Below are 23,635 nucleotides of genomic sequence, written 5' to 3' on the forward strand. Positions count from 1 at the left end.
TCTCGAGCATCCCCCAATCGGCTCCCTCTCCCTCGGGAGAGGGCTGGGGTGAGGGGCGCGGTTTCACTCGGTCTTCGGATATTGCTCATCACCGACCTGCTCCATCCAGTCCACCACCTTGCCATCCAGCACTTCGGCAATCGCGATATGACTCATCGCCGTCGTCGGCGCTGCCCCGTGCCAATGCTTGGCGCCCGGAGCAATCCACACGGTATCGCCCGGCCGGATTTCCCGCACTGGCTGCCCCCACTCCTGCACGAACCCTGCCCCCGAGGTGACGATCAGTGTCTGCCCCAGCGGATGGGTATGCCACGCCGTTCGCGCGCCAGGCTCAAACGTTACGGTCGCGCCACTGACCCGCGCCTCGTCGGTACCTTTGAACGGCGCATCCACCCGCACCGTGCCGGTAAACCAGTCAGCCGGGCCTTTGGCCGACGGTTGCGAGCCATTCGGTGTGACCGTGACACGCGGATTTTCAGTGGCATACACCTCGCCAGCCAGCAGCGAAAGCGTCAGTGCAGAAGCAGCAATCGGGTTCATGGCTTTTCCTCCAATAAATGATGCAAGCACTGTAGCGATCCGCACTCTTTGGATAATCGACTAGAATCCGAAAAAACTTATGCAGGACGATCATCAATGCTCCGGGAAAACGCCACCGACCTGCTCGCCTTTCTCGCCGTCGCCCGTGAACGCAGTTTCACCAAGGCCGCAGCCAAACTCGGCGTGTCGCAATCGGCGCTCAGCCACACAATTCGCAGTCTCGAGGCGCGACTCGGCCTGCGCCTGCTGACCCGCACCACGCGCAGCGTGTCGCCGACCGAGGCCGGCGAACACTTGCTGCAAACCATCGGCCCGCGCTTCGACGAAATCGAAGTGGAACTGGCCGCCCTGAGCAACCTGCGCGAAACCCCGGCGGGCAAGATCCGCATCAGCGCCACCGACCATTCGCTGAACTGGATCCTGCGTCCGGTGTTGCAGGATTTCCTGCCGCAGTACCCGGATGTGTCCGTCGAGGTTTGCTGTGACTATGGCTTCGTCGACATCGCCGGCCAAGGCTTCGATGCCGGTGTGCGCCTGGGCGAAGACGTCGCCCAAGGCATGATCGCCACTCGCATTGGCCCGGACATGCGCATGGCGGTGGTAGGCTCCCCCGCCTACTTCGCCCGGCGCCCTGCACCGCAAACCCCGCGCGACCTGACCGACCACGCCTGTAACAACCTGCGCCTGCCAACCAATGGCGGACTGTATTCGTGGGAGTTCGAAAAGGATGGTGAAAGCCTGAAAGTGCGCGTCTCCGGCCAGGTCACCCTGAATGGCGTGTACCCATTGCTCGACGCCGCGCTGGACGGTTTCGGTTTGAGCTACATCCCGGAAAACGTCGTTGCGCCGTTTCTGGCGGACGGTCGCCTGGTCCAGGTGCTGGGAGACTGGTGCCCGGCATTTTCCGGTTATCACCTGTACTACCCGAGCCGACGCCAGGCGGCGCCGGCGTTTGCGTTGTTGCTGGAGGCGTTGCGCTATCGCGGTTGACCCGGCTCAGCCCAGCAACGCAATCAACTGATGCCGTTGCGCATCGGTCAACATCGGCCCAAAACCGGCTCCGGCGTTGTCAGCCATGTAGCGCGGATTGCTGGTCCCGGGAATCACACAGGTCACCGCCGGGTGCGCCAGGAGAAATTTCAGTGCCAGTTGCGGCCAACTGTTGACCTGTACATCCGAGACCCACGCCGGCAGCGGCTTGCCCTTGAGCCGGGCGAGCAAATCGCCGCCGCCAAACGGCCGATTACAAATCACCGCCACCCCACGCTCACGGCACAGCGGCAGGATGCGCTTCTCGACCGCGCGATCATCGAGGGCGTAGTTGATCTGCAGAAAATCCAGCTTTTCGGCTTTCAGCACGGCCTCGACCTCGTCGTAGGCCGACGAGGTGTAATGGGTGATGCCGATGTAGCGAATCCGCCCCTGCTCCTGCCATTCGCGCAGGGTCGGCAAGTGGGTTTGCCAGTCGAGCAGATTGTGAATCTGCATCAGGTCGATGCGTTCGGTTTGCAGCAGACTGAAGGACTGCTCCATCTGCGCGATACCCTCCTTGCGCCCGCGCGTCCACACCTTGGTGGCGAGAAAAGCCGGCGAACGTGGTTCGTGGATCGACAGCAGTTCACCGGTGGTCTGCTCGGCGCGGCCGTACATGGGCGAGCTGTCGATCAGCGTGCCGCCCTTTCTGAACAGCGCTTCGAGGACGGCGGGCAACTGCCGGTAAACCGGATCGCCCGGCGCGACGTCGAAACCGCGATAGGTGCCCAATCCGACCATGGGCAGTGCCTCGGAGCTCGAAGGGATGGCGCGGGTCTGCATGGTCTGGTCTCCTGCCGTGGGCGGCGCAGTGACGGTCGGCGGTACGCTGCTGGCCAACGCCCGATCAATGGTGAACAGCGCCGCAGCCTGGGCAGCCAGGGTGAGCAAGCGGCGGCGGGAATAACCCTCAGTGTGGCGCATGCGAGTCCTCCTGCTGCGCGGATCTGTTGCATGGTGTGTGCGCCGGCTGTCAGGCACAGTCGCTGAACTACACTGCCACAGCCAACCTCTCTCCCCGTTAAAAGTAGCCGAATGTCCCGAACCCTGATGTCACTCGTCGTTTTCATTGTTGCCGTTTACCTGGTGCTGTGCGCCGCGCTGTTCGTGTTTCAGCGCTCGCTGATCTGGTTTCCCCAGCCTGCCGCCGTGGTTGCAGCGGATTCGCGATTGAAACTGTCGATGCCGGATGCCGAGGTCTGGGTGACTGACCGAGAGCGCAGCGGAACGCGGGCGCTGATCTATTTCGGCGGCAATGCCGAGGACGTCTCGCGAAATCTGCCGGAATTCGCCGAGGCGTTTCCCGACTACGCGCTGTATTTCCTGCATTACCGGGGCTTTGGTGGCAGCACCGGCTCGCCATCGGAAGCCGCGATTGCCGAAGATGCGCTGGCGCTGTTCGATCAGGTGTATGCCAGCCACCCGCAGATTGCAGTCATCGGACGCAGCCTCGGTTCGGGGGTGGCGGTGCGCCTGGCCAGTCAGCGGCCGGTGCAGAATCTGATCCTGGTGACGCCGTTCAACAGCCTTGAGGAAATCGCCGAACGGCAATACCCGTGGGTGCCGGTGAAGTGGTTGCTCAAGGATCGTTTCGAATCAGGCAAATACGCGGCGCATATTCGCGCACCGACGTTGCTCTTGGCGGCCAGTGATGACGAAGTGATTGGACGCAGCAGTACGCAGCGGCTGTTCGAGCGTTTTCCTGCGGGCGTGGCGACGCTGAAGGTGGTGCCGGACTCGGGGCATAACTCGATTTCCGAGCGCGAGCAATATTTGCAGTGGATTGTGGATGTGTTGAATCGCTGAAGGATGTAGCGATCAAACGGACGCCATCGCGAGCAGGCTCACTCCTACAGGGGGAACGCATTTCAAATGTAGGAGTGAGCCTGCTCGCGATGACGCCGGTACAGACAACACCATTTCCAGCTACTGTCCAAAGCTAAGGCTGACTGCCGCTCCGGGCATTTTCATCGCCAGAGGTGGCCGAGCGCGGCGTGACGTGCTGATGCCCGGTCGGGTCGTTGAGCTGCACGGCGTTGCCCTTCTGCCACGCATCAGCCCCCGTTGCGACAGGCGCCGGTTTGATCCCGGCGCGAGCGGTCTTCTTCTCGGCACTGTCGATGCCCAGGCGCTGATCGCGCTGGCGGACCATTTGTGCATCGGCCTGACCGTCAGCGGTAAAGCCCATCATCAACTGCGGCACGCCCAGCGGCAGTTGCTTGTCCTGATCGGTGTGCCAAGTGTGCCAAGTCTTGCCATAAGTATTGGCGAGTTTTTCCATCAGTCGCTTTTCCGCCACTTGCGGGATGCCCGGCGCGACCAACTGGCCGGAAGTCACTTCGTGGGCATGGCTGTGCCACAAGGCTTTTTCTTTTGCCGGCAATTGCGTAAACAGACGCTGACTGATGATGTATTCCACGCCCATCAACTTCGCTTCAGCCGTGTTGCCGTCGTAGATCACGCACTGGAACACTTCCTCATTGAGCGCCGAGCAGTAATGGTGCGCTTCCATCTGCGCGCCGGGATGACCGTTGTAAAAATGAAAGCCATCAAGGTACATGTTCAACGCGCGGATCGGCGGTTTGTCCTGCAACCACTGCGCGCCGACTTCGAGCATTTCAGTATCGGAGGCCTTGGCCTGACCCGGTGTCTGCACCGGTGACTCGGTGTTGCTCATCGCGCAGCCAGTCAGCGCGGCGACCATCAAACCAATGGGAACCCAACGTCCCTGCGAGGTTGTCGTACGCATGTTTCACTCCTCGAACTTCAGTAACGGGCGCATGCTGGCCCTGTTCTGCAACTGAAAGCAGGAGAACGGCGGAGTTCGAAAAAATGCGCGCGGATCAGACTGGAGAGATCGTCGCCAGCACGCCGATCAGAATGGTCAAGGTCAGAAAACCGCCGAGAAAAATTGCCATCTTGTACATGTCGCGCTCCTTGATGCGGGGTGTGCGGTGCACCGGACGCTTCGGAATGAGGTCGGAGGGTGATTGGCCGCACTGCCGGGGCATTCTGAGCCTGTGGCTGTACTGAATACAGAGGCAGATGAAACAGAAAAATACGGATCAGATGCGCATCTGATCCGCTTCGGGCATGAACAGATATTCAGCCTGAGACTTGGGGATTCACTTTCGGCGCGGTTGATCTACAGTCATTGCCGACCGACAACAATAAAAACCGGAGTGACCATGCCCGACCTCGCCTTGCAGCCCAACGTCGCCGCATCCCTCGCGCGCTGGCACGAGATGATCCGCAGCGGCAATCTCAAAGCCCTGCCTGAACTGCTTGATCCGCAAGCTGTGTTCCGCTCGCCCATGGCCCACACGCCCTACCCCGGCGCGCCGGTGGTGGCGATGATCCTCAACACCGTGTTTGAAGTCTTCGAAGATTTCGCCTATCACCGCGAGTTGGCGACGGCGGATGGCCTGAACGTGATTCTCGAATTCAGCGCCAGGGTCGGCAGCAAGGAACTCAAAGGCATCGACATGATTCGCTTCGATGAACACGGCAAGATTGTCGAGTTTGAAGTGATGGTGCGGCCGCTGAGCGGGTTGCAAGCACTGGGCGAAGAAATGGGTCGGCGCCTGGGGGCCTACCTGGCGAACGCGAAAGCCTGACCCTACCGATGTAGGAGCTGACGAGTGCAACGAGGCTGCGATCTTTTGACTTTGACGTTTGAAGATCAAGATCAAAAGATCGCAGCCTCGTTGCACTCGTCAGCTCCTACAGGTCCGGCGTATAAAAAAACCCACTGACCGTCGCCGGTTCAGTGGGTTTTGTGTGTCAGGGTTCTGCTTACAGAGCCATGTCACGTGCAGCGTTTTCCTTCGGCGCTACGGCTTTGTCAGCCGCAGGTGCCGCCGGAGCAGCTACCTGACCGATCGCTGGAGGCGTCGGCAGTTCGAGGATTTTCGCGGTGTAAGCCCACTCAGCAGCCACTTTGGCCGGATCGCTGTTCAGCTGGGTGCCGTAGCTCGGCACGATCTGGTGCAGCTTGGTCTGCCACTCAGGGGTTGCGACTTTGTCTTTGAAGACTTTCTGCAGCACGCTCAGCATGATCGGTGCAGCAGTCGACGCGCCTGGCGATGCGCCCAGCAGGCCGGCGATCGAGCCGTCTTGCGAAGCAACGATCTCGGTGCCCAGTTTCAGCACGCCGCCAGCGGCTTCATCACGCTTGATGATTTGCACGCGCTGGCCGGCTTGCCACAGACGCCAGTCTTCGGCCTTGGCGTTCGGGAAGTATTCCTTCAGCGCGTTCAGGCGGTCTTCATCCGACAGCATCAACTGCCCGGCAAGGTACTCGACCAGCGGGTATTCCTTGATGCCGACCTTGGTCATTGGCCAGATGTTGTGGGTGGTGGTGCTGGTCAGCAGGTCGAAGTACGAACCTTCCTTGAGGAACTTGGTGCTGAAGGTCGCGAACGGGCCAAACAGAATGACGCGCTTGCCATCCAGAACACGGGTGTCCAGGTGCGGAACCGACATCGGTGGCGCGCCAACCGAAGCCTTGCCGTAGGCCTTGGCCAGATGCTGCTCGGCAATCGTCGGGTTCTCGGTCACCAGGAACGAGCCGCCAACCGGGAAGCCTGCGTATTCCTTGGCTTCAGGAATGCCCGACTTCTGCAGCAGGTGCAGAGCACCGCCGCCAGCGCCAATGAACACGAACTTGGCGTCGGTTTCGGTCTTGGTACCGTCCTTGAGGTTTTTGTAGCTCACACGCCAGGTGCCATCGGCGTTCTTGGTGATGTCTTCAACTTCGCTCGACAGTTTCAGATCGAAGTTGGGTTTGGTTTGCAGGTGAGCGGCGAACTGGCGGGTGATTTCGCCGAAGTTCATGTCCGTACCCAGCGGGCTCCAGGTGGCCGCGATTTTCTGGTTCGGGTCACGCCCTTCCATCATCAGCGGTACCCACTTCTTGATCACAGCCGGATCTTCGGAATACTGCATGCCAGCGAACAGCGGGCTCGCCTGCAGCGCTTCGTAGCGCTTTTTCAGGAACTTGATGTTGTCATCGCCCCACACGAAGCTCATGTGCGGAGTGGTGTTGATGAACGAACGAGGGTTCTTCAGCACGCCCTGCTGAACCTGCCACGCCCAGAACTGACGGGAAACCTGGAACGCTTCGTTGATCTCGACAGCTTTCGGGATCGTTACGTTGCCCTTGTCGTCTTCCGGGGTGTAGTTCAGCTCGGCAAGAGCCGAGTGACCGGTACCGGCGTTGTTCCAGCCGTTGGAGCTTTCCAGGGCGACGCCATCGAGGCGCTCGACCATTTCCATCGACCAGGTCGGTTCCAGCTCATTGATCCACACACCCAGGGTGGTGCTCATGATGCCGCCGCCGATCAGCAGGACGTCAACTTTCTTGGCTTCGGCAGCATTGGCAGACGACATCCCCATCGCCAAAGCCAGACCGAGCAAGGCTGTGTTCACTTTCTTAAACATCTGTTGCACCTATGATAAAACGCCTTCCGCCCGTCGTTGTTATCAGTCTGCGTTGCGCTTTGCTGACGCTCAGGCTGGCGTCGCGCAATCCGGCACACTTCAATATTGACGGGTGGGCACACAAGGCCGACATGTGGCATCGACCTCAGTTAATGTCCCTTCTGAACTGACTTCTTATCGTTATTGGCTTCAGCTGCTTGAGCGACAGGGATCCCGTCGGCCCGCCCGAAAGGCCAGCCAACCGAATTAAGTCAAAGCAAATTTGGCGCGGAGAATATCACGTCAGGGCGAACCCGCGCGTCTGTTCCCGACTTGAAAGTCTTTTTCCGCTCTGGGGCTTATCGGCCATGGGCCACCAAACATGACCGTGATCAGGCATTGGCCTGCAAAGTTTTTTGCGCGATACACATCGCAACTTGATAAATCATTGCGAACGGCTCGTTGTTCAAGCAGAAAATAACCTGCTACGTTGTACGATGACTGACAAACTAAGCCAGTCATTCCGACCCAATAACAACAAGGAAACAACATGACCAAATCCCGCCTCCTCATCGGTTTGTTCTGCGCCTTCAGCGCCTGCGCCATGGCCGCCCCTGCCCCGGCGGAAAAGGAAGTGGCCCAAGCGGTGGATCACCTGACCCAGGCGATGCTGCACAAAGACATCGCCGAACTGAACGCTCTGACCGCGCCGAACCTGACCTACGGCCACTCCAGCGGCAAGATTCAGGACAAGCAGGAATTCATCGCCGACATCGAGACCGGCCGCAGCGCATTCAAGACCCTGGAGATGCAGAAGCAGACCATTACTCTGTCTGGCGATACCGCATTGGTGCGCCACCACTTCTCCGCGCAGGCGTTGAAAGGGACTGAGGTGATTCCGACCGAGATCGAGAATTTCCAGATCTGGCAGAAACAGGGCGGGAAATGGTTGTTGGTGGGGCGGCAGGCGTTCAGGTTCTGATTAAGGGCACATAGGCTTGATTCAGTGTTGCCCGAGCTGGCCTAATCGCGGGCAAGCCCGCTCCCACAGTGGATGATGGTGTGCACACCGTTGCATTCACAACATCAGACCCTGTGGGAGCTGGCTTGCCAGCGATAAGGCCGTGATAGACACCAGTCCTACCGCTATCACAACCGAAACCGATCCACCGACCGCGCCAGCTGCCCCGCCAGATTCGACAATTCATCGGTGGTCGTCGCGGTCTGCCCGATCACCCGACTGTTGCCTTCGCTCATCCCGGCAATCATCTCCACCTGATGGGCGATCTCGTTACTGGCTTGGCTCTGTTCGCCAATCGTGCGGGTGATGTCGTTGACCAGTTGCGTGGTGTTCAGCGTGGCGTCGAGGATTTCCCGAATCGCCCGCTCGACTTCCGCCGTCACCGCCATGCCCTTGTCGACCTGCGCCACGCCGGCCTCCATGCTGGTGACCGCCTCGCGCGTGCTGCTCTGGATGCGCGCGACCATTGCGGCAATTTCCTGGGTCGAGGCGCTGGTGCGTGCGGCCAGACTGCGCACTTCATCCGCGACCACGGCAAAGCCACGGCCCTGCTCTCCTGCCCGCGCCGCCTCGATCGCGGCGTTGAGGGCCAGCAGGTTGGTCTGGTCGGCGATGCTCTTGATCACCTGAATGATGTTGAAGATCGCCTCGGATTCCTGATCCAGCGTGCGAATCACCTGCGCCGACTGCTGTGCCGAGCGGGCGATGTCGTCCATGTCGCTGACCACTTGATGAATCACCCCGCCGCCCTCCTTCGCTAGAGTTTCCGCCTGATTGGCCATGCTCAGCGCACGTTCGGCGTGGCGGGTGATTTCCTCGATGCTGGCGGTCATCTGGCTGGCGGCGGCCGCCATGGTGCCGGCGGCAACGCTTTGCTGCTGGCTGCTGTCGGCGACCTGATGGCAGCCGTGGCTGAGCTGCTCGCTCATGCCACTGACGCCGTGAGCGTTGCGCCGGACCACGTCGATCATGTTGCGCAGATCACGCTGCATGGTCGCCAATGTACGGATCAAAACGCTGGCTTCGTCCTTGCCGGCGGGCTCGACAATCGGTTCGCTGAGATTGCCATGGGCAATGCTTTCGGCGATGCGGCTGGCGGACTGCAGCGGCCCGAGGATGCTGCGCATCACCCAGCGCCCCTGAATCAGCAGCAGCAACAGACTGACGACCAGCACCACTGCCAGCGCAAGATTGGCGTGGCGGATGGCCGCTTCGGTGCCTTCGCTGGTGTGCCGGGTATTGTTTTCGATCAGTTCGCTGAGCGCGCCCATCTGCTCTTCGAGCTGAGCAAAGGCGCTATTGAACGTGCCGAGCTGCTGTTGGGCGGCATCCGGATTGTCCAGCGCGACGCCGACGATCTGCTCGGCGGATTTGATGTAGGTATCGAGGCTCGGCTTGATCTGCTCCAGCGCCGTACGCAACTGCGGGTTGATCGGCAGCTTCAGGTTGTCATCCAGCACTTCACGAAAATGCCCGGCGTGCTCGGTGAGCGAATCGCGCACCTCGGTGGCGGTGGCGGTGCTTTTGCCCAGGCCGACCAGCATCGCCGAATAGACATCGGCGCGCAGGGCGTCGTGCATCATGTCCGCTTCCATGTGATTGCGCAGCGCGCTCATGCTCACCGTGTTATCGCCGACCGCCGTGGCCATCCGCAGATTGCCCACGTAGCTGACCAGACTCACGATCAGCGCCGTCAGCAGGCTGGTCGCAATCAGCAACACCAAACGCAGTTTGATCGACACCGTGGAATCTCCCGTGGGCACGCTGGATTGCGCTTGTCGGATTTCAGTTAAGCCTATGTGCAGGGAACTGCCGACACAGAGCGTATCGGCTGATGTCAGCGGCGACTTGAATCCGGCAAAACTTTTCAAACGCGAACCCGGTCACACATTGCAGCGCCGCTGGATAATGCCTTCATCGCCGGTTAACCCCGGCAGGCTATCAATCCATGGCTACGAACATTCATGCAGCTGAAGGAAACGCTTATGAAACGCGCACTGTGGTTTGGTCTGCTCGGCACGTTGGCAATCGGCACCGCACAGGCAGCAACGGAGAAAGTCGCAATCAATCTGGTCAGCGCCGACGGTGCGCCGCAGGCGATCGGCTCTGTCACTGTCAGCGAAACGCCGTACGGCCTGCTGTTCACACCCGAGCTGAAATCATTGCCGGCCGGCATTCACGGTTTCCATGTCCATGAAAACGGCAGCTGCGAAGCGGGCATGAAGGATGGCGTCAAAGGCGCAGCACTGGCCGCTGGCGGACACTTCGATCCGGCGAAAACCGGCAAGCACCTTGGCCCTTACGCCGACGGGCACCTGGGTGATCTGCCAGCGGTGTATGTGACGGCTGACGGGGTCGCCAACTATCCGGTGCTGGCACCGCGCCTTAAGAAGATTTCCGAGATCAAGGGCCACGCCCTGATGATTCACGCCGGCGGCGATAACCATTCCGACATGCCCAAGCCACTGGGCGGTGGCGGCGATCGCATGGCCTGTGGGGTGATCTGAACCGACTGAGCGGTGAAAACTCTGACTCACGGCTTTTCACCGCTCACGGAACTCCCGCGCGCCGTTCACCTCTGACGTTATGTAGTCCCTTCCCTTTTTGCTTAGCGCTTGTGGAGGAACACGTCATGCGCAAGTTAGTCCTGATTTCTTCTTTAATGCTTTGCCTGCCGGTCGGTTCGGCGCTGGCCCGCGTTGACGCGGGTGACGTCGCCACCTCGGCAGGTGTCTCCGCGTCGCTGTACTCGACCTTCAAGGACGACAAAATGGTGATTCCGGCCCGTGACGACGTGTCTGCGTTCGTTGCAAGCGGCGGGGCCATTCGTGGGGTTTATCTTGAGTCGGTACTGCAACAGGTGCGCCAGGCCAACCCTGGCTTGAACGCCAGTGATGAAGACCTGGCCAACGCCATTCTGGTGCAATACGAAGGCGTGCAGCAGTAGTCACGAGGGAAGCAGCGGCCGATGGACGGCCGCTGAGTGCACATAGGCAAACATGTCCGACGGCCTCTATGATGGAGGCCATGACGACGACCGTGCCCTTGCGCTCACCCTGCCCTCCCGGCGCCTGCATCTGCGGGCGCGATCCGTTGCTGGAAACGCCCGGCGCCGATCTGCGCATCCTGCGCTTGACCCGCGCTGAGGAAAAAATTCTTCTGGCGCGCCTGGAACAACTCAAAGACCTCGACGACCTCAAACGCCTGCAACAGCGCATGTACGAGCAACTCGGCATCCGTGTCGACGTCGCCCCCGGTTTCAATGAAGTGCGCACCATGCGCGGCATCGCCATTCAGATCGACGAGCTGCCAGGCCTGTGTCGCAAGACTCGCGCGGCAATCCCGGCGGCGATTCGCAAGGGCCTGGAAAACCACCCGCAAATCGCCTTCGAACTGCTCAACGCCCACGACTTGCTGCGCGACACCTGATCACTTTTTCATGCCGACGCGCTTGCGCATCTCGGCGGTGATGGTCTGACGGGTTTTCTTCATGTCCGCCCAAGGCTCATCGCCGACTTCGGTCAGACGCTCGTGAACGTTGTAGATGTTCCAGTGATTACCGCCCTTGATTTCAGCGACTTCCTCTCGGTACAGCGGCACCGACACCGGCATGCCTTCCCGCGCCCGTGCGGCGTAGGCGCAAATGGTGGTGGCACCGAGGCCGTTGCGCAGGTAATCGATGAAGATCCGCCCGACGCGGTTTTTCGGCCCGGACACCGCTGAAATCCGGTCCGGCAGCAACTTGGCCATGTGGCTGACGATGGCGTGGCTGAAGTCCTTCACTTCGTCCCAGCCATGCTTGCGCGTCAATGGCACCACCAAGTGAATGCCTTTGCCGCCGCTGGTTTTCAGGAAGGCTTTGAGGCCCAGCTCATCGAGCACAGTGAGGGTCAGCGCGGTGGCTTCAACCATGCTTTTCCATGGCAACGCAGGATCCGGGTCGAGGTCGAGGACGAAGCGATCGGGCTTGTCCAGATCTACCTTCGTCGCGTTCCAAGTGTGCAGTTCGACGGTGCTCATCTGCACCGCGCCGACCAGCGCTTCGGGATTGTTGATCATCATCACTGGCTGGCCGGTGACGTCCTTGTCCAGGGCGGTGATGCCGGGAATGGCCAGGCGATCGGCGTTCTTCTGGAAGAACAGTTCGCCGGCGATGCCGTCCGGTGCACGCACTAAGGCCACGGGACGATCCTTGAGTTGCGGCAGGATGTGTTCGGCAACGCTGGCGTAATACTGCGCCAGTTGCATCTTGGTCGTGCCGCTGACCGCATCGATCACTCGATCGGGGTGAGTGATGCGTACCTTGCCGCCGGCCAGACCTGCTTGCGAAGGCGCGGTTTCGGCTTTTTTGCTGGCGGCGGTTTTCTTTGCCGGCTGCTTTTCGGCGGTTTTGGTCTTTTCGGTCTTTTCGGTTTTTTCGGTTTTTTCGGGCTTGGCAGCTTTCACAGGCTTCGCTCGCTCTTCGGTAATGTCCTTGGCCGGTTTGTCATCGCGCAAACCATGGAACACGGCGTGGCGCACCGAGCCGTCCTTGGTCATCTCGGCGAATGCCACTTCGGCCAGCAGTTTGGGTTTGAGCCAGTGCACGCCTTTGGCCTCGAAACCGCTGGGCGGATTGACCACTGCGGAGGTTTTGGTCTGCAACGGCTTGAGTTGGGCGAGGATGCTTTTCAATGTGGTTTCGTTGAACCCGGTGCCGACCTTGCCGGCGTAGCGCAACTCGCCACTGTCAGCGTCGTGCAGGCCGAGCAGCAACGCGCCGAAAGCACTGCGCGCACCTTTCGGATCGGTGTAGCCGACGATGACGAATTCCTGGCGATGCTTGCACTTGAGCTTGATCCAGTCACCGCTGCGCCGCGACACATAAGGCGAGCCGAGCCGCTTGCCGATCAGTCCTTCCATCTGCATCTGGCAGGCGCTGTTGAGCAGCGCATCGGGGGTTTCTTCGAAGGCTTCGGAGAAGCGCAGCGTTGACGATTCTTTCTGCGCGCCGAGGATGGTGCTCAGCGCGGCGCGGCGTTCTTCCACCGGCACGTCGCGCAGGTCGACGCCATTGAGATACGGCACGTCGAACAGGTAATAAACAATATTGCCGCTGCGCCCGGCATCGAAGGCATTCTGCAGCGCCTGAAAATCCGGCACGCCTTGCTCGTTGGCCACGACCATTTCGCCATCGAGCCAGGCCGATTCCAGACCCAGCGCCGCCAGCGCTTTGGCCTGCTGCGGCAGTTTGTGCGTCCAGTCATGGCCGTTGCGGGTGAACAGCTGCACCTCATCGTGATCGATCCGCGCCATGATCCGGTAGCCGTCAAACTTGATCTCGTAGCTCCACTGCCCTTCGGGCGCGCTGTCGACCAGCGTCGCCAGTTCCGGCTTGATCAGCGCTGGGAGCTTGGCCTTGCGCGCGCCGGTAAGCTGCCCGGACGCCTGCTTGCGCGGCTTGGCCGGGGCCTTTTTCACCGGTTTGGCTTTATCGGCAGCAGCCGCCGATTTGCCGACAATCGTGCGCTCGCTGAGCACGCTGTCGGGCTCGGCGACCAGGACGTCGAAATCATCCTGCGGGCGCGCGGCGTTGTCCTGATGCTTGATCAGGAACCATTGTTCCTTCTTGCCCGGCATGTGCGTGCGCACCAGATTCCACACGCCGCCGAGCTTCTCGCCTTGCAACTCAAACTTGAGCCGGCCCTTGGCATAGGCCTTGTGCGGATCCTCCAGCGGAATCCACACGCCGCGATCCCAGACGATCACATCACCGGCACCGTAATGCCCCTCGGGAATGCTGCCTTCGAACGTCGCGTAATCGAGCGGATGATCCTCGACATGAATCGCCAGACGCTTGACCGACGGGTCCAGCGACGGCCCCTTCGGCACCGCCCAACTCTTCAGGGCGCCGTCGAGTTCCAGGCGAAAGTCGTAATGCAGGTGCGAAGCGTCGTGCTTCTGGATGCAGAACTGCAAGGCATGATCCTTGGCCGACTTACGGCCCGAGCGCTTGACTGCGGCCGGTTCCGACGTCGCGGAAAAATCACGCATGCGGTTGTAATCGTCGAGGTTCCTGTTCATGAGCACACCGATGGCAGACGGGTTCTGTTATGCAGAAGAGCGACACGGCGGCGGAAAAATTCAATCGAGGTAAAAAAGCCCCGGACGGATGGAGCGGCCGGGGCTGGCAGTGTCAGGGATTTTTACAGCGGGTCAGGCTTGCCCTTTCGCCTGCTGTTCCAGATGCACCTGCAAGTCGGGATCGATGTTCAAGGCGGCGGCCAGCTCATCGAGATAGCTGCGTTCGGCGTCCTGTTGATCGTCTACCAGCATGACGCTGGCCAGGTACATTTCGGCGGCTACGGCCGGATCGCCGTTAGCGGATTGCGCCACTTCGCGGGCATCCAGCGGCTTGGCGACTTCGGCGTCGAGCCATTGCTGCAACTGCGGGTCGGCGGTGTGTTTGCCGATTTCGCTGCTGATGAGATGCTTTTCTGCGTCGTCGATGCGGCCGTCAGCCTTGGCGGCGGCGATAAGGGCGCGCAGTACCGCGTGGCTGTGGGTTTCGATTTGCGGGCCGGCGAGCAGGTCGGCGGTTTGTGGCAGCTCCTGCGGCGCGTTACTGGCCTGGCTGCGTTGCCAGGCTTGGTACGCTTGGTAAGCCATCATGCCCAGCGATGCGAGCGCCGCGTAACTGGTCCCGCCGGTACGGCTTCTGCTACCGCCACCGAGGGCGCTTCCCAAGCCACCGCCGCCGAGCAAGCCACCGAGCAAACCACCCAGGCCGCCGAGGCCACCCGAAGCAGCCGCGCCACCCGCTCCGGACTGACTGCCGCCGCCCAACAGTCCACCAAGTAAACCGCCCAGGCCGTCACCGGCCGAAGCTCCGCGTTGTTGTCCCGCCGAGGCCTGGCCTCGCAGCAGTTGTTCAAGCAAATCGCTGGTGTTCATGACGTTATCCTCCGAGGCCACGGCCCGATCGCGTCAGGCAACGATAGACCGACGCAGCCATAGCGCCAGCACCGTTGGGCTGACGCCCGATCACCGTTGAATCGCCACGCGAGAAAATTTTCGCCAGCCAGCTAAGATTCAGGGGTGGTGAACCTTATCCCGGCCAAACCGGTCGATAGCTGCAACCCGACCCGGTTTGCCGACGCCCTTTCTGATGATGGGCGATAACCGGCTTGCTTCACTTTCTGGAGAACGCCCCCGTGATATCAACCGTACACATCGCCAGGCTGAAAGCATGGGGCGCCCATGGTTTTACCGCGACCGGCGTGGTGACCGCCTTCCTTGCCACCCTCGCGCTGCTGGAAAACCAGCCGATTCATTGCCTGATGTGGCTGGGCGTGGCGCTGATCGTCGACGGCCTCGATGGCGCACTGGCGCGCAAGGTCAATGTGCAATCGGTGCTGCCGAGTTTCGACGGTTCGATCCTCGATCTGGTGATCGATTACCTGACTTATGTATTCATCCCGGCACTGTTTATCTACCGCTACATTCCCCTGCCCGATTACACCCTGTTGCTGACGGTGTCGGTGATTCTGGTGTCGTCGCTGTTCTGCTTCTGCAACGTCAACATGAAGAGCAAGGACAACTATTTTGTCGGCTTCCCGGCGGCCTGGAACGTGGTAGCGCTGTGCCTGTACATCATTGGCCCGGGGCCTTGGATTACCTTTCTCACCGTGATCGGGCTGGCGCTGCTGACGGTGACGCGGATGAAGTTCCTGCACCCGTTTCGCGTGCGGCGTTTCATGCCAATCAATATTGCGGTGACGGCGATCTGGCTGTTGTGCAGCCTGTCACTGGTGCTCAATCACCCGGTGATCAACCCGCTGGTGATGGGCTTGTGGTTGCTGATGTCGGCTTATTTCCTGGGGATCTGCATCTGGCGCACGGCGCTGGAGTGGTTTGATCGCGGCCATTTGAAATAAGCACATTCCCTGTGGGAGCGAGCCTGCTCGCGAATGCGGTCGTTCCATCAACATCAAGGTTGGCTGGCACACCGCTTTCGCGAGCAGGCTCGCTCCCACAGAGATCTTCATCGATCAGGAGATCCGATGGGGACTAGCGCTTGGTAATCACCACCTCCAGATACTCGCTCGGCACCACCAGCGATGCCTCCCCCGCCCGATTCGATCGATTGAGCAGCTCCGTCAGATCATCCTCCAACGCCTGCCCCGCTTCCGCCGACAACACTGCAAAAGCCTTGTGCACCGGCCCATACCAGTGCCGAAAAATGTCAATGAAATGCGCCGCCGAGCGGTAGCGGAAATTGAAGTGGCTGCGGGTCACGCGCACGACAAAATCGCGGTCATCGAAATGCTTGTGCAGCCACGCATCCGAGCCCCAGTTCGATGGAGGCTGTGCAACCGCTGGCGGTGGCAGATGCTGGCCGAGAGTCTTGAACATCTGGCCGACGAAGCCCTCCGGCGTCCAGTTCGCCATACCGATCCGTCCGCCGCGACGACAGACCCGCCCCAGTTCAGCAGCGGCGGTGACCTGGTCAGGCGCGAACATCACGCCGAACGTCGACAACACGGCGTCGTAGCTTTCATCGGGAAAAGGCAAAGCCTCGGCATCGGCCACCTGAAAAATCACCTCCAGATGCTCGGCCCGGGCGCGATCCTGACCACGCTCCAGCAGTGCCGCCACATAATCCGTCGAAGTCACTACACACCCGCGCCGCGCCGCTGCCAGGGTTGCATTGCCGTTGCCGGCAGCGACATCCAACACCTGTTCATCACAACGCAGATCGCAAGCCTCGGCGAGGTTTTCCCCAACAATTTGCAAGGTGGTGCCGATCACGGCGTAGTCGCCACTGGCCCAAGCGACTTTCTGACGTTCCTTCAGGGCAGTGAGGTCAAGCGGGGTACTCATGACAGCGAGCTCCGTGGCAGAGAGAATGCACAGTCGGCGGCGCAGACTGTGCTTGGTCACTATCGCGCCGAGGCTGCCCGGCGTCCCTGCCAATCGTCCGGCAACCCCGTAAACCGGGCACTTTGCCGATGAGTGGTGAAGATCTGTCAAGCGCATGAAACACTCAGGCGGCCGGTGCCTTGGCCTCTTCCAGCAACTGCTTGATCATCTGCTCCTGCTCCGCATAGCGACCTTCACCAAAGTGGCTGTAACGCATCTGGCCCTTGGCGTCGATCAGGTAATGCGCCGGCCAGTACTGATTGTCGAAGTTGCGCCAGATTGCGTAGTCGTTGTCGATCGCCACCGGGTAGGTGATACCGAGTTTTTTCACCTGATCCTTGACGTTGTTGATGATGCGCTCGTAGCCATACTCGGGTGTGTGCACGCCGATCACCACCAGGCCGTCCTTCTCGTATTTCTTCGCCCAGTCTTTGACGTACGGCAGGGTGTGCTGGCAGTTGATGCAGTCGTAGGTCCAGAAGTCCACCAGCACCACTTTGCCGCGCAGGGATTCGGCGCTGAGCTCTGGTGAATTGAGCCACTGCACAGCGCCCGACAGCGACGGCATCGCGCCCCGCGCCTCGTCCATCATCGAATCCGCGCGGACCTTGCTGACAAAGTAGTCGACCACTTTCGGCACGTTTTCCAGGACGTTTTTCTCGACGCTGGCCACGCCTTCGGAAGAGGTATTGGCGAGCAGAGCCTTGTCGGCGCCCGTGGAAATCACCGCAACTGTAGCAAGCACCGCAACCCCGGCACCACGGCGCAACCAGCCGCTGAACGGGATCGACGGTTTCAGCCGATTGACCAGACCGCGCCCGGCGAAGATCAACGTTCCCAGCGACAAGGCACTGCCGACGCCGTAAGCCAGCAGCAACAGGCTGGTCTGGGCATTGGCGCCTTGCAACATTGCGCCGGTCAGAATCACCCCAAGGATCGGCCCGGCACAGGGCGCCCACAACAGGCCGGTGGCGACGCCGAGCATGATCGAACCCATCGGTCCGGCTCTTTTACGGGTGTCCTGATCGAGACGATTGCCCAGGGCGACGAAGGGCCTGGTCAGCCAGTCACCGACGCGGGCCGAGATCAGCGACAGGGCGAACAGCGCCATGACCAACAAGGCAACGTGGCGGCCGGTGTTGCTGGCCTGAATCACCCACTCGCTGCTGACCACCGCGAGGCTTGAGATCAGCGCAAAGGTCAGCGCCATGCCGGCGAGGGTCAGCAAGATCGAGGAACGGGTACGGTTGGCGCCAGCGAACAGAAACGGCACCACCGGCAGGATGCACGGACTGAGGACGGTCAGCAGACCGCCGAGAAATGCGATGAGGTACATAACGGGGTCACCTTGAATGTGGGGGCTGGGCACGCAACCGGGCAGCGAGGGAAACGTCCCTCGCTAGCCTGCTTTATCTACGCCGTGGCTCATGCGGTCTGGCCGTCCAGCAGCTGCCCTTGAGGCGTGCGACTGGCACCGTTTTCCGCGACCAGTTGGCCTTGCGGTGTACGGCTGGAACCATCAGCGGCAACCATCTGGCCCTGCGGTGTACGGCTCGATCCGTCAGCAGCAACCATCTGGCCTTGCGGCGTGCGGCTCGATCCATCAGCGGCAACCATCTGGCCCTGCGGCGTGCGGCTCGACCCGTCAGCGGCGACCATCTGCCCCTGCGGCGTGCGGCTGGAGCCGTCAGCGGCGATCAGTGCATCGCTGCCCTCCTTCGCGACCGTGGTCAGCTGGAAGCAGGTGCTGCTGGCGCAACTGCTCTGCTCCACAGCACTGTCGGCGTGGGCGGCGGCACCGGTGAAGGCGAAGGCTGCTGCGGTCAGAAAGCGCGAGACGTTGTTCATGGCAAAACTCCTTGCAGAAAAAGTAGGGATGACTCAGTTCTGGTTGTTGCAGCCGTCAGCGAATTTGCTGTAATCCAGCTCGCGGGTTTTGCCGGCGGAATCGAGGTAGGTCATGCGCGCCTCGGTGATGCCGCAGGTCACCGAAGTGTCCTCGGTCATCGACAGCACTTTCTGGATATCCAGATGGGTGCCGTAGGTGTAGGTTTGCCGGCTGACGTCAGCTTCGGCGTGGGCCGAAAGGGTGCAGATGTTCAGAGCGGCGAACAGGCAGGCGGCGAATACGGATTTGTTGTTCATGGTGTTGTCCTCAAGGCTTCAGTGGGTTTGAGCCGAGGCGGTCTGTGTGTGCCTCGATGGAGCCTATTTGAGGCGCTTGAGGTATCGCGTCTGTGTCAGGAAAGGACGAGAATCACTCGTTGTGTATCCACGCCATGTGTAGATACACAGCGATACAAAACCCCGAAAAAATCGTGATTTTGCGTCGGTGTGTATCCGCCGCTGCGGCAGATACACTGCAATACAAAGGCAGGCAGGCGTGCGGTCAACGGCGCTATAGACTGCACGGCATTCCCCCTTTGACAGAGGCTTGAACCGATGGAACATGTCGATCACATTCTCATCGTCGACGACGACCGCGAGATCCGTGAACTGGTAGGCAACTACCTGAAGAAGAACGGCCTGCGCACGACAGTGGTCGCCGATGGCCGACAGATGCGCAGCTTCCTTGATGCCAACACTGTCGACCTGATCGTGCTCGACATCATGATGCCCGGCGACGATGGCCTGCAGTTGTGCCGCGAATTGCGTGTAGGCAAACACAAGGCCACGCCGGTGCTGATGCTCACCGCGCGCAACGATGAGACCGACCGCATCATCGGTCTGGAAATGGGCGCCGACGATTACCTGAGCAAACCTTTCGCCGCCCGCGAGCTGCTGGCGCGGATCAACGCCGTGTTGCGCCGTACCCGCATGTTGCCGCCGAACCTGGTGGTCACCGAAGCCGGTCGCCTGCTGGCCTTCGGTCGTTGGCAGCTGGACACCTCGGCCCGGCACCTGCTCGACAGCGACGGCACCATGGTTGCCCTCAGCGGTGCCGAGTACCGCTTGCTGCGGGTGTTCCTCGACCATCCGCAACGGGTGCTCAGCCGTGATCAGTTACTCAATTTGACCCAAGGGCGCGAGGCCGATCTGTTCGACCGCTCCATCGATCTGCTGGTCAGTCGCCTGCGTCAACGCCTGCTGGACGATGCTCGCGAGCCGGCTTATATCAAGACCGTGCGCAGTGAAGGTTATGTGTTCTCGCTGCCGGTCGAACTGCTTGGGGCTTCGGCATGAAACTCAAGCTGCAATGGCCACGCACTCTCGCCTCGCGCCTGTCGCTGATTTTTCTGATCGGACTGATTCTGGCGCAGGGCCTGTCGTTCGGCGCGCAGTATTACGAGCGTTACCAGAGCGCGAAAAGCACCATGCTCGGCAACCTCGAAACCGACGTCTCGACTTCGATGGCGATCCTCGATCGCCTGCCCGCCGCCGAGCGCGAGGCCTGGCTGCCGCGACTGGCCCGGCGCAATTACGGCTACCTGCTCAACGAGGGCGAACCGGGCATGCCGGTGACCTCGGCTGAAAAGTCCGTCGCGATTGCCTCGATTACGGCGGCCATCGGCGACACTTATCCAATCGTGTTTACCGAAGTTCCCGGCGGTCCGAGACAACACTTCCAGGGCCACCTGCGCCTGAGCGACGGCAGCCCGGTGACCATCGATATCCGTCCGGCGATGGTGCCGCTGTCACCGTGGTTGCCGGTGGTGCTGCTGGGCCAACTGGCATTGCTGATCCTCTGCACCTGGCTCGCCGTGCGCATCGCCATTCGCCCCCTCACCCGCCTCGCCAATGCGGTGGAAACCCTCGACCCCAACGCCCATCCGATCAAACTCGACGAGCAAGGGCCGACCGAAGTGGTCCACGCCGCGCGGGCGTTCAACGCCATGCAAACGCGCATCGCCGCCTACCTGAAAGAACGCATGCAACTGCTCGCGGCGATTTCCCACGACCTGCAAACGCCGATCACCCGGATGAAATTGCGCGCAGAGTTCATGGACGACTCGGTCGAAAAAGACAAACTGAGCAGCGATCTCGGCGAAATCGAGCATCTGGTGCGCGAAGGCGTGGCCTACGCCCGCAGCGTTCACGGCGCCACCGAAGAGAGCCGGCGTACTGATCTCGACTCGTTCCTCGACAGCCTGGTCTTCGACTATCAGGACATGGGCAAGGACGTGCAGCTCGGCGGCAAGAGCAAGGCGGTAATCGAAACCCGCCCGCAGGCCCTGCGCCGGGTCCTGGTGAACCTGACCGACAACGCCCTGAAATTCGCCGGCGCCGCGCAATTGCAGGTCGAAGCGCAGGGCAACAGCCTGTCGGTGAAAGTCCTCGATCGCGGCCCGGGCATCGCCGAGGCCGAGTTGGCGCAGGTACTGGAACCGTTCTACCGCGTAGAAAATTCGCGCAACCGCGACACCGGCGGCACCGGGCTCGGGCTGGCGATCGCCCAGCAATTGGCGATGGCGCTGGGAGGCTCGCTGCTGTTGAGCAATCGTGAAGGTGGCGGGTTGTGCGCTGAACTGAAGTTGCCGCTGCCACGCTGAGAAAAACACCGACTAGACTCATTCATTACCCAGTCGAGGGGGCCGCAGGACGTCTGCTGTGCCCTGCCCCAATCCGTGACCACCGCCCGGTGGCGCCTGCCTCGACATTCAACGCCGCCGGACGGTGATCCTGTTTCAGGAGCACACGTGATGAATGAGGCGAAGCTCAACGAATTCATGGGCAAACTGGTCAACGACATGGGCGGCGCGGCGATGCTGGCCAATGTCATTGTCGGCGAAGAACTCGGTCTGTACCGGGCAATGGCCGACAGCCAACCGATCAGCCCCGAAGCCCTCGCAGCAAAAACCACCTGCAATCCGCGCCTGGTACGCGAATGGCTCAGCGCCCATGCCGCGTCCGGTTACATGGAACACTCTGACGGTCAGTTTCGCTTGCCCGAAGAGCAGGCCTTGGCGCTGGCCGTGGAGGAATCCCCCGTGTACGTCGCTGGCGGTCTCGGCGTGGTGGCGTCGTTTTTCCATGACAAGGACAAACTGGTCAAGGCCATGCGCGGCAATGGCGCCTTGTCGTGGGGCGATCACCATCCGTGCATGTTCAGCGGCACCGAACGCTTCTTCCGCCCCGGCTACAAAGGTCACCTGATTGCCGAATGGCTTCCGGCTCTGGACGGCGTGGTGGCGAAGCTGGAACGCGGCGCCAAAGTTGCCGACATCGGCTGCGGCCACGGCGCCTCGACGGTGATCATGGCCCAGGCGTTTCCAAAATCGCAGTTTGTCGGCTTCGACTTCCACGAGCCGTCAGTCACCGTCGCCACGCAACGGGCCGAAGAAGGCGGCGTGGGCAACCGCGCCAGATTCTTCGAGGGCACGGCGAAAAACTATCCCGGCGGCGACTACGACCTGATCTGCTTTTTCGACTGCCTGCACGACATGGGCGACCCGGTCGGCGCCGCTCGCCACGCTTATGAGTCGCTGAAAGACGACGGCACGGTGTTGCTGGTCGAACCGTTCGCCAACGACAAACTGGACGACAATCTCAACGCGGTCGGGCGCCTGTTCTACGCCGCCTCGACGTTTATCTGCACGCCCAATTCGCTGTCCCAGGAAGTCGGCCTGGGGCTCGGTGCGCAGGCTGGGGAAATGCGCCTGCGCAAAGTTTTTGTCGAGGCCGGGTTCAAGCAGTTCCGTCGCGCCACGCAGACACCGTTCAACCTGATACTGGAGGCGCGCAAGTAACCCGAGCGGATCGCATGCTAACCTGCGGGCACTGCCCATTCTGGAGTGCTGAGCATGCTCGATAGCCCGATCCGCGAACATCTCGATACGCTGTTGCAGGCCATGGCCGACGATAAATTCCTGATATTGACCGGCGCCGGCATCAGCACGCCATCGGGCATTCCGGACTATCGCGACAGTGACGGCGTGCGTCGTGGGCGGCAGCCGATGATGTATCAGGAGTTTCTCGCCGCCCCAGAATCACGCCGGCGCTATTGGGCCCGAGCCATGCTCGGCTGGCCGCGCGTGCGAAAGGCCCGACCGAATGCCGCGCATGAGGCGCTGGCAGCGTTGCAACAGCGCGGCCGGATCAGCGATTTGATCACGCAGAATGTCGATACCTTGCACGATCAGGCCGGCAGCCAGGATGTGATCGAGCTGCATGGCAGTCTGCATCGGGTGCTGTGCCTGGATTGCGGGCAACGCAGCGAGCGCGATGCGATCCAGCAGCAGATGGAGGCACACAATCCCTACCTGAGTGGTGTTGATGCGGTGCAGGCGCCGGATGGCGATACCTTGCTCGACCCGGCATTTGAAGCGCGCTTCCGGGTACCGCAGTGCCCGCATTGCGCGGGTGAGCGGATGAAACCGGATGTGGTGTTCTTCGGCGAGAACGTGGCGCCGACGACAGCGGCACGCGCGCTGGCCGCCGCCGAGAATGCGGCGGGGTTGCTGGTGGTGGGATCTTCGTTGATGGCGTATTCGGCGTTTCGCTTGTGTCGGGTGATCGCCGAGCGTGGCAAACCGTTGATGGCGATCAATCTGGGCAAGACCCGGGCGGATGATCTGCTCGATTTGAAGATTGAAGGCTCGTGTGAGGAGCTTTTGCCGTGGTTGGTGGAGGAGCTGAGGCGGTGAGATTTTGAGTAATGGGTTCGGCTTGAAATCGGCCCCTCACCCTAGCCCTCTCCCGAGGGAGAGGGGACTGACCGAGGTGTTTGTACGGGATTCGTCGACCTGAAATCACTCATCGAACTCAGATCTTTGACTGCCG

General features: G+C 61.1%; 23 protein-coding genes and 1 pseudogene. 12 read left to right on the forward strand and 12 right to left on the reverse strand.

Annotated elements, in window-relative coordinates:
• Positions 1-63: 63 nt before the first annotated feature.
• On the reverse strand, positions 64-540 hold the full coding sequence (locus NF676_RS16135) for a (R)-mandelonitrile lyase (RefSeq protein ID WP_056789169.1): 477 nt from the start codon (positions 538-540) through the stop codon (positions 64-66).
• A gap of 96 nt (positions 541-636) precedes the next feature.
• Here NF676_RS16135 and NF676_RS16140 point away from each other — a divergent pair, with 96 nt between their 5' ends.
• Positions 637-1,530 (forward strand): LysR family transcriptional regulator, encoded by an 894-nt coding sequence (locus NF676_RS16140; protein ID WP_056789167.1) that lies wholly within the window; start codon positions 637-639, stop codon positions 1,528-1,530.
• A gap of 6 nt (positions 1,531-1,536) precedes the next feature.
• Here the strand turns inward: NF676_RS16140 and NF676_RS16145 are convergent, their stop codons facing one another.
• Complete coding sequence (locus tag NF676_RS16145) at positions 1,537-2,496, reverse strand: aldo/keto reductase (protein ID WP_252876501.1); 960 nt, start codon at positions 2,494-2,496, stop codon at positions 1,537-1,539.
• A 111-nt stretch (positions 2,497-2,607) separates the two neighbouring features.
• On the opposite strand from NF676_RS16145, the gene NF676_RS16150 reads away from it, so the two are divergent.
• Entirely contained in the window at positions 2,608-3,378 is a 771-nt protein-coding gene (locus NF676_RS16150) for an alpha/beta hydrolase (protein ID WP_056789165.1), read from the forward strand.
• 133 nt (positions 3,379-3,511) lie between these two features.
• Here the strand turns inward: NF676_RS16150 and NF676_RS16155 are convergent, their stop codons facing one another.
• Positions 3,512-4,321 (reverse strand): OBAP family protein, encoded by an 810-nt coding sequence (locus NF676_RS16155; protein WP_431078060.1) that lies wholly within the window; start codon positions 4,319-4,321, stop codon positions 3,512-3,514.
• 439 nt (positions 4,322-4,760) lie between these two features.
• Here NF676_RS16155 and NF676_RS16160 point away from each other — a divergent pair, with 439 nt between their 5' ends.
• On the forward strand, positions 4,761-5,189 hold the full coding sequence (locus tag NF676_RS16160) for a nuclear transport factor 2 family protein (protein WP_095180270.1): 429 nt from the start codon (positions 4,761-4,763) through the stop codon (positions 5,187-5,189).
• A gap of 178 nt (positions 5,190-5,367) precedes the next feature.
• Here the strand turns inward: NF676_RS16160 and mqo are convergent, their stop codons facing one another.
• On the reverse strand, positions 5,368-7,014 hold the full coding sequence (gene mqo / locus NF676_RS16165; protein ID WP_041480875.1) for a malate dehydrogenase (quinone): 1,647 nt from the start codon (positions 7,012-7,014) through the stop codon (positions 5,368-5,370).
• Between the two features lie 529 nt (positions 7,015-7,543).
• Between mqo and NF676_RS16170 the strand changes: the two genes are divergently transcribed.
• The gene (locus tag NF676_RS16170; RefSeq protein ID WP_095181976.1) at positions 7,544-7,975 is read left to right on the forward strand and encodes a nuclear transport factor 2 family protein; all 432 of its coding nucleotides are present in this window, start codon (positions 7,544-7,546) and stop codon (positions 7,973-7,975) included.
• A 167-nt stretch (positions 7,976-8,142) separates the two neighbouring features.
• Here the strand turns inward: NF676_RS16170 and NF676_RS27775 are convergent, their stop codons facing one another.
• Together NF676_RS27775 and NF676_RS27780 are read right to left on the reverse strand one after the other, a co-directional pair.
• The gene (locus NF676_RS27775; protein ID WP_431078556.1) at positions 8,143-9,006 is read right to left on the reverse strand and encodes a methyl-accepting chemotaxis protein; all 864 of its coding nucleotides are present in this window, start codon (positions 9,004-9,006) and stop codon (positions 8,143-8,145) included.
• A 42-nt stretch (positions 9,007-9,048) separates the two neighbouring features.
• Positions 9,049-9,777 (reverse strand): annotated as a pseudogene (locus tag NF676_RS27780) (MCP four helix bundle domain-containing protein); the annotation flags it as partial.
• 222 nt (positions 9,778-9,999) lie between these two features.
• On the opposite strand from NF676_RS27780, the gene sodC reads away from it, so the two are divergent.
• From sodC to NF676_RS16190, 3 genes are all read left to right on the forward strand, one after another.
• The gene (gene sodC / locus NF676_RS16180; protein WP_056789153.1) at positions 10,000-10,521 is read left to right on the forward strand and encodes a superoxide dismutase family protein; all 522 of its coding nucleotides are present in this window, start codon (positions 10,000-10,002) and stop codon (positions 10,519-10,521) included.
• 125 nt (positions 10,522-10,646) lie between these two features.
• Positions 10,647-10,961 (forward strand): DUF2388 domain-containing protein, encoded by a 315-nt coding sequence (locus NF676_RS16185; RefSeq protein ID WP_016775151.1) that lies wholly within the window; start codon positions 10,647-10,649, stop codon positions 10,959-10,961.
• A gap of 80 nt (positions 10,962-11,041) precedes the next feature.
• The gene (locus NF676_RS16190) at positions 11,042-11,443 is read left to right on the forward strand and encodes a hypothetical protein (RefSeq protein ID WP_038861845.1); all 402 of its coding nucleotides are present in this window, start codon (positions 11,042-11,044) and stop codon (positions 11,441-11,443) included.
• Here NF676_RS16190 and ligD read toward each other — a convergent pair whose 3' ends face one another.
• Both ligD and NF676_RS16200 read right to left on the reverse strand, forming a co-directional pair.
• Positions 11,444-14,077 carry a DNA ligase D gene (gene ligD, locus NF676_RS16195; protein WP_252886384.1) on the reverse strand — a complete coding sequence of 878 codons (2,634 nt, stop codon included), beginning with the start codon at positions 14,075-14,077 and terminating at the stop codon, positions 11,444-11,446. It lies immediately after the preceding gene.
• Between the two features lie 132 nt (positions 14,078-14,209).
• The gene (locus NF676_RS16200) at positions 14,210-14,947 is read right to left on the reverse strand and encodes a tellurite resistance TerB family protein (RefSeq protein ID WP_252876508.1); all 738 of its coding nucleotides are present in this window, start codon (positions 14,945-14,947) and stop codon (positions 14,210-14,212) included.
• A gap of 260 nt (positions 14,948-15,207) precedes the next feature.
• Between NF676_RS16200 and pcsA the strand changes: the two genes are divergently transcribed.
• Positions 15,208-15,930 (forward strand): phosphatidylcholine synthase, encoded by a 723-nt coding sequence (gene pcsA, locus NF676_RS16205; protein ID WP_039762346.1) that lies wholly within the window; start codon positions 15,208-15,210, stop codon positions 15,928-15,930.
• Positions 15,931-16,063: 133 nt separating this feature from the next.
• Here the strand turns inward: pcsA and NF676_RS16210 are convergent, their stop codons facing one another.
• From NF676_RS16210 to NF676_RS16225, 4 genes are all read right to left on the reverse strand, one after another.
• Positions 16,064-16,876, reverse strand: coding sequence for a class I SAM-dependent methyltransferase (locus tag NF676_RS16210; protein WP_252867814.1), 813 nt, complete (start codon positions 16,874-16,876; stop codon positions 16,064-16,066).
• A 163-nt stretch (positions 16,877-17,039) separates the two neighbouring features.
• The gene (locus NF676_RS16215) at positions 17,040-18,251 is read right to left on the reverse strand and encodes a cytochrome c biogenesis protein DipZ (protein WP_252876510.1); all 1,212 of its coding nucleotides are present in this window, start codon (positions 18,249-18,251) and stop codon (positions 17,040-17,042) included.
• Positions 18,252-18,340: 89 nt separating this feature from the next.
• Positions 18,341-18,649, reverse strand: a complete 309-nt coding sequence (locus NF676_RS16220; RefSeq protein WP_435406607.1) for a hypothetical protein — start codon at positions 18,647-18,649, stop codon at positions 18,341-18,343.
• A gap of 147 nt (positions 18,650-18,796) precedes the next feature.
• Complete coding sequence (locus tag NF676_RS16225; RefSeq protein ID WP_016775158.1) at positions 18,797-19,060, reverse strand: DUF2790 domain-containing protein; 264 nt, start codon at positions 19,058-19,060, stop codon at positions 18,797-18,799.
• 297 nt (positions 19,061-19,357) lie between these two features.
• Here NF676_RS16225 and NF676_RS16230 point away from each other — a divergent pair, with 297 nt between their 5' ends.
• The 4 genes from NF676_RS16230 to NF676_RS16245 all read left to right on the forward strand — a co-directional run bounded on the left by NF676_RS16230 (position 19,358) and on the right by NF676_RS16245 (position 23,499).
• Entirely contained in the window at positions 19,358-20,098 is a 741-nt protein-coding gene (locus NF676_RS16230) for a response regulator (protein WP_024013314.1), read from the forward strand.
• Complete coding sequence (locus NF676_RS16235) at positions 20,095-21,405, forward strand: ATP-binding protein (protein WP_110645568.1); 1,311 nt, start codon at positions 20,095-20,097, stop codon at positions 21,403-21,405. Before NF676_RS16230 ends, NF676_RS16235 begins: the two co-directional genes overlap by 4 nt.
• Positions 21,406-21,555: 150 nt before the next feature.
• The gene (locus NF676_RS16240) at positions 21,556-22,602 is read left to right on the forward strand and encodes a class I SAM-dependent methyltransferase (RefSeq protein WP_252876511.1); all 1,047 of its coding nucleotides are present in this window, start codon (positions 21,556-21,558) and stop codon (positions 22,600-22,602) included.
• Between the two features lie 54 nt (positions 22,603-22,656).
• Positions 22,657-23,499, forward strand: coding sequence for an NAD-dependent protein deacetylase (locus NF676_RS16245; RefSeq protein WP_252886386.1), 843 nt, complete (start codon positions 22,657-22,659; stop codon positions 23,497-23,499).
• The last annotated feature ends 136 nt before the right edge of the window (positions 23,500-23,635 follow it).

This window comes from Pseudomonas siliginis (genome assembly GCF_024072275.1).
Lineage (GTDB): Bacteria > Pseudomonadota > Gammaproteobacteria > Pseudomonadales > Pseudomonadaceae > Aquipseudomonas > Aquipseudomonas siliginis.